The sequence below is a fragment of the Chitinophaga sp. genome (genome assembly GCF_036569125.1).
Lineage (GTDB): Bacteria > Bacteroidota > Bacteroidia > Chitinophagales > Chitinophagaceae > Chitinophaga.
Genome location: NZ_DATCRF010000408.1, coordinates 1 through 10699, shown reverse-complemented (window position 1 = coordinate 10699; position 10699 = coordinate 1). Strand labels below are relative to the sequence as shown.

General features: G+C 50.9%; 8 protein-coding genes. 6 read left to right on the top strand and 2 right to left on the bottom strand.

What is annotated here, in order from left to right; genetic code table 11:
* Together VIM87_RS15215 and VIM87_RS15210 are read right to left on the bottom strand one after the other, a co-directional pair.
* On the bottom strand, positions 1 to 1780 hold a 1780-nt coding region (locus tag VIM87_RS15215), incomplete at its 3' end, for a lantibiotic dehydratase family protein (RefSeq protein WP_331997817.1).
* 148 nt (positions 1781 to 1928) lie between these two features.
* Entirely contained in the window at positions 1929 to 2795 is an 867-nt protein-coding gene (locus tag VIM87_RS15210; RefSeq protein WP_331997816.1) for a hypothetical protein, read from the bottom strand.
* Positions 2796 to 2937: 142 nt separating this feature from the next.
* Between VIM87_RS15210 and VIM87_RS15205 the strand changes: the two genes are divergently transcribed.
* The 6 genes from VIM87_RS15205 to VIM87_RS15180 all read left to right on the top strand — a co-directional run.
* Positions 2938 to 4080, top strand: a complete 1143-nt coding sequence (locus VIM87_RS15205; protein WP_331997815.1) for a DUF3667 domain-containing protein — start codon at positions 2938 to 2940, stop codon at positions 4078 to 4080.
* An 8-nt stretch (positions 4081 to 4088) separates the two neighbouring features.
* On the top strand, positions 4089 to 4868 hold the full coding sequence (locus VIM87_RS15200) for an enoyl-CoA hydratase-related protein (protein ID WP_331997814.1): 780 nt from the start codon (positions 4089 to 4091) through the stop codon (positions 4866 to 4868).
* Positions 4869 to 4958: 90 nt separating this feature from the next.
* Complete coding sequence (locus tag VIM87_RS15195; RefSeq protein ID WP_331997813.1) at positions 4959 to 5465, top strand: hypothetical protein; 507 nt, start codon at positions 4959 to 4961, stop codon at positions 5463 to 5465.
* Positions 5466 to 5656: 191 nt separating this feature from the next.
* Complete coding sequence (locus VIM87_RS15190) at positions 5657 to 6109, top strand: response regulator (RefSeq protein ID WP_331997812.1); 453 nt, start codon at positions 5657 to 5659, stop codon at positions 6107 to 6109.
* Positions 6110 to 6141: 32 nt separating this feature from the next.
* The gene (locus VIM87_RS15185; RefSeq protein ID WP_331997811.1) at positions 6142 to 7344 is read left to right on the top strand and encodes a sensor histidine kinase; all 1203 of its coding nucleotides are present in this window, start codon (positions 6142 to 6144) and stop codon (positions 7342 to 7344) included.
* Positions 7345 to 7354: 10 nt separating this feature from the next.
* On the top strand, positions 7355 to 10699 hold a 3345-nt coding region (locus tag VIM87_RS15180), incomplete at its 3' end, for an ATP-binding protein (protein ID WP_331997810.1).

Sequence of the window (10699 nt, the reverse complement as noted above, 5' to 3'; positions counted from 1 at the left end):
GGTAAGCAGTGTGCAAGCCTTGTTTTTGCAGGTCGCATAAAAAGTGATAGATGGGTAATGCATGCAGCGCATAGTTATGCATGTTGCTTAACCGCGGTATAATTTGCTTATCCAGTTTTTTTGAAAAGAGCTGCAGCTGCTGGTCGGCCACGCGCAGGTAAAGGTCCTGTATGGGTATTTGCTGCTCCGCAGGCAGGGACGATTGCGCCAGGTAGGGAATTTCATATTCCCTGAAAGCCGGGTGCAGGATCACGTTACCCGTGCGGTTATCCGGCAGGTGAATGATCTCCGCAAAGATCACCCCTTCATTCAGTCTTTGTTCTTCCTGCGTAATATGTAGTGTCAGCTCATGCAGCCGGCTATCGCCATAGGCAAAGCGGCCTAACATACCTGCTGCGCTGGGACCAAAAAAACCTTCCAGCTGCAGGCGCCCGGTATCCGCATCCAGCAGCCGGAACACGGCAGAAAGGGAAGGAGGGAAGGCCTCCGTATGAGCTGCGCTGCGCGGAATAACAGCATCATCCAGCACCAGCTCCCGCTGCCCGGTGTGCAGGCAGCGCGTTAGCTGTGCCAGCAGCCATTCATCCGTAGCCGTTAATGTACGTGCAGGCGTATCCGTTTGTGCAGGCATAGGCAGCCCGTCTACCAGCGGTGCAAATGAAGGCGCCGTTCCGGCCGGGTAACCTATGCCGGATTCCGCATCCAGCGCCTGCACCAGCGGAATGGCTTCATCCGCATAGCGCGCATAGAATTTTTCTATAAAGGTTTGCAGGGCAGGGATCTTACCCCCTTTATATTGCTGCAGGTTATGTAGAATGTCCAGCGCGCCCAGTAGATCTGCCTGTAAGGCGGCAGGCACACCGCTGCCGGCAGCTGCCGGGCGGAATGCATCTACCTGCAGCAGCTTTCCCGCTTCAAAAGGCGCCTGCAGTTGTGTGATCAGCTGTATAATATGTTCGTAAGCAGCAATGGGATTGGTATCCCGCGCATCCAGCGCCAGCAGGGCAGCCTGCACCTGCTCCAGTACGGGTGCGGCAGGCGCCTGTAAGCGCTGCAGCACGCTTAGCAGCTGTGTTAAAAAAGCAGGGCCGGTAATAGCCGGTTCCAGCTCGCTTACCAGTACCTGCGCAGCTACCAGGGAGTTAATATAGTCCAGTGCATCGGGCCCGGGAACCGTTAATAAAGCACACAGCTCAAACAGCGTAGCGCCCTTTTCAGCAGCAGCCAGCACTGTTTGTAAAGCAGGCTGATATTCTACGGCGCTGATGCGGTAGAACCGTTTGTTCTGCACATACTCGTACTCCATGTACCGCAGCTCATTACCCATTACATACCGGCTGTTATTCGGAAAAAACAATAGCCGTTCCCGTATGAAGGGCAGCTGTAGCAGCTGTTGGGCTAATGCGCCCAGGTAATACATATCCAGCCGTGTATGCCTTTGCAGGGGCATGGCTGTAAATTCAGCAGGGGAGGGTGTTTGCACCCAGGGTAAAGTAGTGCAGGAAGAAAATAATCCAAAAGGCGTGCAGCGGCTGTAAGAGCGGGTATAATACTTGATCAGCGCATCCGTAACCTTAGCCTGTTCCTTTGCCGTATGCAGCAGCCCTTCACGTAAGCGTAGCGCCTCATCATGCAACACCGGCGAAGCAATGTACACCGATTCCAGGAAGGCGGCATCTGTAAGCAATTGCTGTACTGTAGCTGCTTCAAAGTATGATTGAAAAGGCAAACGCGGAACCCTTATGACCAGGTTGTCACAAAAAGCGAACGGAGTTTCCATACAGCAAATAACAGGGCTTTAAAAATGGGTCACTACATTGACATAAGCATATCTCTAAATATACATTGATTACCGTTAACAAGGAACGGTGTTATGTCATAAGAATATCATAAAGCCCTGTTACCCGCTATGGTGCTAGATAAGATGTTTATTTGGCGAACTCGTAATTATATTTCACAATGCCCAGCAGCGCTTTCTCTTTACCATAACACTCTTCCCGCAGCGGCAATCCTTTTTCATCATACTTATATTTCCAAACAGTGTAATCAGCTGTTTCCGCATTCACGGTGGTCATCTGTGAAAGGCGTTGCTGCGCATCATACTCAAACATATAATCCGGCAGCATGCGTTTTTTGGCGGTGTGGTACCGCAGCACATCCGTTAAGCGGCCCTGTGCATCATAGTTATAATAAATGCGCGGGCTGCGCAGGTTCTTGCCATATTCCTGCTCCTCTGTCACATGGCCCTGCTCATCCGTTTTAAACAGCACTGTGGTAGAATCATTGCCGCCCAGGCTCTTTTTATGGATCATGCTGGCCAGGTGGCCCTTTTCATCATACAGGTAGGTACGGGTTTCTGTGATGCGGAACTTGTTGCTGCCCGCCTCTGAAAGCGAGCTGGTATGAATGTCCGTAAGCCGGCCTGCCGTATCGTACCGGTACTGGATGGTAGTAATGCTGCTCTCCGTACTGTCTGTGGTTTTCATCAGCGTGCCTTTGGCCGAGAAGGTAGAGGTCATAATACTCAGCCCCGTACCCCGCGACTGTGTAATGGCCCGCATTTGCCGGAAGTTGGGCGAAAGAATGCGCTGGCACCGGAAGTCGTTATCGGTTTCCATGCTGGCATCCAGGCTTTGTACCCCCTGTACCCTTACATTGTTTTCCTTCAGCTGCGCCATATTATTGCTGGTCTGGCGCGTATTGTAAATATCCTGGTAATAATACTGGGCCATGCTGCGGGCAGTGAACAGCAGCAGGCAACCCGCTAATAAACAGTACTTTTTAATGTGCATCATAGTTTGAACGCGTAAATGCTAATCGGTGACAAAAATACTAACGTTCAAATCATTTGAAAATTTTTTAGATATATAAGATTTTCTGCCCTTTGGAAATTTGCGGCAAAGATTTGCTATTTTGAGGCGCCTAACCTAGCAATACTTGAAAACACAACCGTTACGGGAGGATAAACACTGCCTGAATTGCGGAACGGAAGTTCCGGAAAGATACTGTACGCACTGCGGCCAGGAAAATGCCGTTCCCCACGAATCTTTTGGTCACCTGGTAAAACATTTTGTAGGCGATGTGCTGCACTATGATTCCCAGTTCCTGACAACGCTCAGCCACCTGTTATTCAGGCCCGGGCGTTTAACCAAAGAGTATATGGCCGGCCGCCGGGTAGCCTTCGTAAACCCCATTAAGCTCTACATCTTTGTGTCCTTTGTGTTTTTCCTCACCTGGGCCATGCTTTCCCATGATTCCCATGAAAAAAGGGAAAAACATTCTGCCCAAAAGGAAGCAGCTGCCAGTGAGGAGCATGATGAGGAAGAGCTGGAAAAGCTGCCGTCCGTTACCAGCATCCTGGGCGCCGTAAAGGATTCGCTCAAAAATAATAAGGAGCTTGCCCGGGCAGTGGATTCCCTGGCGTACCGCTACCGCTATGATTCCAGCCACCGGTATGATTCCGCCCTGCATAAGGCCCTTAACCACGATTCAGCCATCGCAGGGGAAAAGGATTCCATCCTGCAAAACAACGTGGAGCTGGCCAATGAGCTGGACCCCCGCAAAAAGTATGCGGATGAGGAAGCCTACGATTCCGCGCAGGCCGCCCTGCCCAAAGCCCAAAGGGACGGCTGGTTTAAACGGTACGTCACCCATAAGTGGATGCGGGTGAATCTGGGAGATGACCGCTTCCAGGAAACCCTTGGAGAAGCCCTCAAACACCATTTTCCTAAAATGATGTTTGTGCTGCTGCCCTTATTTGCCCTGTGGCTGAAGCTTATTTACAACTGGAAGCGCTGGTATTATACGGATCATGCCATTTTTGCCCTGCATGTGCACTGTTTTGCGTACACGGTATTGCTGCTGGCCTACATCCTGGAAAAGCTCACGGGCGTGAACAGCTTCATAGGCTGGAGCGTATGGCTCATATTCGGGTACCTGGTGCTGGCATTACGGAATACCTATCATCAAAGCTTTATGCGGTCGTTCGGGAAATCGTTGCTGTTGTTATTAGGGTATGGCTTTAGCTTTGCTTTTGTAGGCTTATTCTTTATCCTGATCATATTTGCGGTAATTCTGTAATTTTATAGATGCAACCGGAATTTATAATCGTACACCAACAGGTAGCAGCCTACGTTGCGCACATACAGCTGAACCGCCCCAATGCACTCAATGCGCTGAACCTGCAACTGATGACAGAGCTGAAAGCAGCCCTGCAAACACTGGACGCCGACGACCAGGTTCGCGCGATCATCATCAGTGGCAATGAAAAAGCATTCGCAGCCGGGGCCGATATTACACAAATGGCAGGTAAAAGCGCCATAGACATGTATAACACCGATCAGTTCAGCACCTGGGACGCCATCAAAAAAACAAAGAAACCCATTATAGCTGCCGTAAGCGGTTTTGCACTGGGTGGGGGGTGCGAGCTGGCCATGCTGTGTGATATGATAGTAGCCAGCGAAACCGCCCGTTTCGGACAGCCGGAAATTAAGATAGGCGTAATGCCCGGCGCAGGAGGCACCCAGCGCCTTACCAGGGCCGTAGGTAAAGCCCTGGCCATGGAAATGGTGCTCACAGGACGTTTTATTACCGCCGCAGAAGCCCTGCAGGCTGGCTTGGTTAACCGTATAACGCCTGTAGAGCTGTACCTGGAAGAAGCTATAAAACTGGCAAAAGAAGTTGCCGGCATGAGCCCCCTGGCCGTTAAAATGGCCAAGGAAGCCGTGCTCAAAGCATTTGACAGCAGCCTGGAGGAAGGGTTGCACTTTGAACGTAAGAATTTTTACCTGCTGTTCGCATCAGACGATCAGAAAGAAGGAATGCAGGCGTTTATAGAAAAACGGGCGCCGCACTTTACAGGTAAATAATAACTATTGATAGAAGCAACACACACCTGAACCCCGGCAGCACCCAAAATTGTAAATGAATTAATGAGAATCGCTACCATAACTATGAGAATGCTGTTGCCTTCACTGTTTTGCATACAGCTGTGTGCATGCAAGCCTGTTATACCCAAGAAACCGGAACAACGCCGGCCGGATACCACCATCATACCCTCCGCCGACACCATGATACCCGTACCGGATACCATTATGGCCGATGAGATCACCTCCTGGAGCCGTTTTGAAGATTATATCGGCCGCTACGCCGGCGAAGTGGACCTGCTGGATAAAGAGCCGCTGAAAGAACGTTTTCACCGCCTCCTGAACCGGGATAGCCTGCTGTTCTTCCAGCGCTTCCAGGTAGCCCCGCCCATAGAAATAGAAGGCAACATTTTCTATAACGAAGGCTGCCAGCCGCATAACTGCGGTATGGACGAAGCCGCCCTGGTAATAGATATGAGCCGCGACATTATTTATGCCGGCATAGCCGTAAAAGGAAGGGTAAAGATCTATGCGGAGAAAAAGGATACCGCCTACCCCCAGCGCCTGCGGGAATGGAAACAAAAATTCCAGGCAAAATAGCCGGAAGCAGTAAATTGTTTTTATATTTAATATTCGTTTATACATCTGTTCGATTGTAAGATCCGCCGTACACCACAACACGGGGAGGGACACACGTCCGGAATACCGCATTACGCGGAGGGGACCGTTATGGCAAAAACACTGATACTCCTCAGATTGAGTTAATTTTGCGCGAACAAGAGATCGATTATATGAAGAATCCAACTACATTTTTGCTGGTTGATGATGATTTAGACGACACGTCATTATTTGAAGAAGTATTGCAGCAGGTAGATCCCGCAGTGGTATTTGCTTCCGCCTCTAACGGGCAGGAAGCCCTGGCTGCATTACGGGAAGGTACAACCCGGCCGGATGTTATTTTCCTGGACCTGAACATGCCCCGCATGGATGGCCGCCAGTGCCTGGCAGCCCTTAAAGAGGACGATACCCTTAAACAGATCCCCGTGATCATGTACACAACCTCCTCACAGCCAAAGGATGTGGAACAGGCAATGCAAAAAGGCGCCGTAAGCTTTATTACCAAGCCTACCAGCATCAGAGAGCTGCAGGAGATCCTGGAAGCCATTGCAGGTAATGTGCACTATGACCTGCACACGGCCCTCAAAACCCTGCGCCAGACCGTACCCGCCTGCGTAATTTGCTAGGCTGGTTTTATTAATGCATTTCAGTATCCGGTATGATCTTGATCGTTGACGACAAACAGGAAAATCTTTACTCGTTAAAAGCTTTGCTCCGCCTCAATCTGTATGAGGTAGACACCGCGGCTTCCGGAGAAGAAGCCCTGAAAAGGATCCTTAAGAATGAATATGAGCTCATTATCCTGGATGTGCAAATGCCCGGTATGGATGGCTATGAAGTAGCAGAAACCATTACCGGCTACAGCCGCTCCCGGGATATTCCCATCATTTTCCTGTCCGCAGTAAATATCGACAAACGTTTTGTAACCAAAGGATACGCCTCCGGCGGAGTGGATTATATCACCAAACCCTTTGATGCCGACATCCTGCTGCTAAAGGTGAAAACCTTTACACGCCTGTACCGGCAAACAAAAGAGCTGAATGATATTAAAGAAACGCTGGAGCAAAAGGTGGAAGAGCGCACCAAAGCCCTGGTGCAGGCCAATAAAGAGCTGGAGCTTAGCAACGCAGAGCTGCAGCAGTATGCCTTCATAGCCTCGCACGACCTGCAGGAGCCCCTGCGAAAGATCATTACCTTCAGCCGCCTGGTAATAGAACGGTTCCTGGGCAGCGATCCCGAAGCGCTGCAGTATATGAACAAGGTCATATCATCCTCAGAGCGCATGCGCAGCCTTATTAACGACCTGCTCAGCTATTCCCGCCTGGCAGAACCGCCCCGGTTCAATACCTGTAACCTGAACCAGCTGTTGCAGGAAACCATGGCCGACCTGGAAGTAGCCATTAAGGAAAAAGAAGCGGTGCTGCAGATCAGCCATCTGCCCGTTATTGAAGCCATCCCGGACCAAATGCGGCAGCTGTTCCAGAACCTGGTTAGCAATGCGCTTAAATTCTCTAAAAAAGATACCCCGCCTGTTATTAAGATCTGGAGTGAGCTTATAGACCAGCGCTCCCTTACCGCCGGCATTTCCGGCAAAGGCGCCTGGTGCCGCATCTATATCTCCGACAACGGTATAGGGTTTAATGAAATGTACCTCGATAAAATATTCCACATGTTCCAGCGCCTGCATGGCAAAGATGAATATCATGGTACCGGCATCGGCTTAACCATCGTAAAAAAGATCATCCAGAAACATAACGGCCTTATCTCCGCAGAAAGCAGCGAAGGCCAGGGCGCCACCTTTATGCTGGTGCTGCCGCTGAAACAAGCCGCCATATTAGAAACAGAAACGCAGGGATTATAAACGTATATACATGAAAGAATCATTCAAAAGGAATTTAATAATCACTTACGGCCTGTCCCTTTTCCTGGTGATCATAAGCGCTGTCGCATCTTACCTGAGCATCCATAATTTGCTGGAGGGGCAGGGCCTGGTAGACCATACCAATAATGTGATCATGAAGCTGGAACAGATCTCCTCTGCTTTAAAAGACGGGGAAACCGGGCAGCGGGGATACCTGCTCACCGGCAGAACGGAGTTCTTAGATCCTTATAATGGCGCCCGCGACCGCGCCCTTATCACCCTGAATGAAGTAGAGAAGCTTACGCTCGATAATCCCTTGCAGCAACAATCCCTGCAGCAGCTGCGCGACCTGGTGGTAAAACGTTTTGCCCTGTTACGGGATGTTATTGACGCTAAAAAAAGAGGCGTTGCAAATGGTGATCAGGACCTGACACAAGGCAGAGTGCAAATGGATGAAATACGCCGCCTGGTAATAACCATGCAGGACCGCGAACAGGCCCTGCTTACACTGCGCACACAAAAAACCAACCGTTTTGCAGCATACACGCCGGTGCTTATCATCATAGCCTCCCTGCTATCCCTGCTGGTAGCCATTGTATCCTTCCTGCGGGTGAATGCTGATTATAACAGAAGGGTTGTGCTGCAGCGCGCCCTGGAGCAAAAAGATATTGATACCTCTAACCGCCTGGCTATTATCCAGGGCATTGCAGACAAGATCTCCGGCGGCGACTACCAGGTACGGGTAAGTGATGAAGGCAGGGATGTATTGGGCTCCCTGGGTGTGGCCCTGAACAAGATGGCGCAATCGCTGGACTATTCCTTCGCCACCCTTTCGCACAAGGAGTGGACACAAACCGGTATTGCCGGCCTCATTGAAAAAATGATCGGTGAAAAACAGCTGGATGTACTGGCCTATAACATTATTGAATTTATTACAGACTATACCAGCTCCCAGGTAGGCGCTGTTTATTTGATGAAGGATGAGGAAACCCTGGAGCTAAGCGCCAGCTACGGGTTAAATAAGGATAACATTAAAAAAACATTGTTCCTGGGCGAGGATCTGGCCGGGCAGGCTGCCCTGTCCCGTAAAGACCTGTTGCTGGAAAATATAACGGATGCAGCGCTGGTAGTGAACCATACTGCCGGCAGTATTAAGCCGCAAAGCATTATTGCAGTACCCATCGTTTATGAACGCCGTTTAAAAGGAGTAATAGAGCTGGCCACCCTGGGCGCTTACAGCCCCGTGGTGCGCGAGTTCCTGAAAGTGGCCTCCCATAACATAGGCCAGGCCATTCATAGCGCAAGGGATCATCAGCGCCTGCAGGACCTGCTGGCCGAAACACAGGCCCAGTCAGAAGAATTGCAGTCGCAGCACAGTGAGCTGGAAAATATTAATACAGAGCTGGAAGCCCAGTCGCAAAAATTGCAGGCCTCTGAAGAAGAGCTGCGCGTACAGCAGGAAGAGCTGCAGCAGGCCAACCAGGAGCTGGAAGAACGCAGCCGCCTGCTGGAAGAAAAGAATGAGCTCATCCTGGAACGTAATTTTGAGATCCAGGCCAAGGCAGAAGAGCTGGCCCAAACCACCAAGTACAAATCAGAGTTCCTGGCTAATATGTCGCACGAGCTGCGTACGCCGCTTAACTCCATTCTGCTGCTTTCCCGCCTGCTGTCAGAGAACCATGCCGGTAACCTGCACAGCGACCAGATAGAATATGCCACGGTGATCCGCAGCTCCGGCAATGGCCTGCTAACGCTGATAGATGAAATACTGGACCTGTCCAAGATAGAATCCGGCAAAATGGAGCTGGAATATGAGTTTGTGGACATTGAAAGTGTAACAGGGGAAATGAACTCCCTCTTTGGCCCCATTGCAAAAGATAAGAACATCACCTTCCGCATAGCCGCAGCCGGCGATCTGCCTGCGATGCTGGAAACAGACCGCCTGCGCCTGCAGCAGATCCTGCGCAACCTTATTTCCAATGCGCTGAAGTTCACCGCCCGCGGCGAAGTTACCCTGCACATTACCAAAGATGCAAATACCATTTCCTTTGCCGTACAGGATACCGGCATCGGCATACCGGCAGATAAGCAGCAAACCGTATTTGAAGCTTTTCAGCAGGCCGATGGCTCTACCCGCAGAAAGTACGGCGGCTCCGGCCTGGGATTGTCCATTAGCCGTGAGCTGGCCAAGCTGCTGGGAGGCGAGATCAGTTTGGAGAGTGAGGAAGGCAAAGGCAGCACCTTCACGCTTACGCTGCCCCTGCAAAAAGGCGCCTCCATTCATCCCGCCAAACCTATTATTCCCGCGCCGGTGCAGGAAGAGATCATAGCCTCACAGCAGGAAAAACCGGTTGGGGACGAGCTGACGAAGGATCCGCAATTCCTGTCGGAACATATTCCGCCCGCAGTACCGGACGACCGTGATACAATAACCGCAGGTGAAAAGGTGATCCTGATCATAGAAGATGATACCGTCTTTGCCCGCTCCCTGCTGGACTATACCCGTCAGAAAGGATATAAGGGAATAGTAGCCGTAAGGGGTGATGAAGGTGTGGAGCTGGCCCGCCGCTTCCGCCCGCTGGGCATTTTACTGGATATACAGCTGCCCGTAAAAACCGGTTGGGAAGTAATGGAGGAGTTGAAAGCCGATGCCGCCACCCGGCCCATTCCCGTGCACATGATGTCGTCATACCAGGCTAAAACCCGCAGCCTGTCGCGCGGTGCAGTAGACTTTATCAATAAGCCGGTAGATATAGATAAGCTGAGCGATGTGTTCCTGCGTATAGAACAGGCGCTGAGCCGGCACCCGAAAAAAGTGCTGATCGTAGAAGAGAACCAAAAACATGCACAGGCCTTATCGTACTACCTGGATGGGTTTAACGTGCATACACAGATCCGGACCACGGTAGGCGAAGGCATCACGGCCCTTAACCGCAGCGAGGTGGATTGTGTGATCCTGGACATGGGTGTGCCCGCCCAGCAATCATACGATGTACTGGAGGAAGTAAAGAAATCGCCGGGCTACGAGAACCTGCCCATTATTGTGTTCACAGGCCGCAACCTTTCACATGTGGAGGAAATGCGCATTAAGCAGTATGCAGATTCCATCGTAGTAAAAACAGCGCACTCTTACCAGCGCATCCTGGATGAGGTATCCCTTTTCCTGCACCTGGTAGAGGAGAATACAAAAGACCGCGGCGTAACCCGCTATAAACGTATGGGCGCTTTAAGCGAAGTGCTGAAAGGTAAGGTAGTGCTGATAGCGGATGATGATGTACGCAACATCTTCTCCCTCACCAAATCGCTGGAAGCCTATGGCATGAAGGTGATCTCCGCCATAGATGGCCGGGAAGCC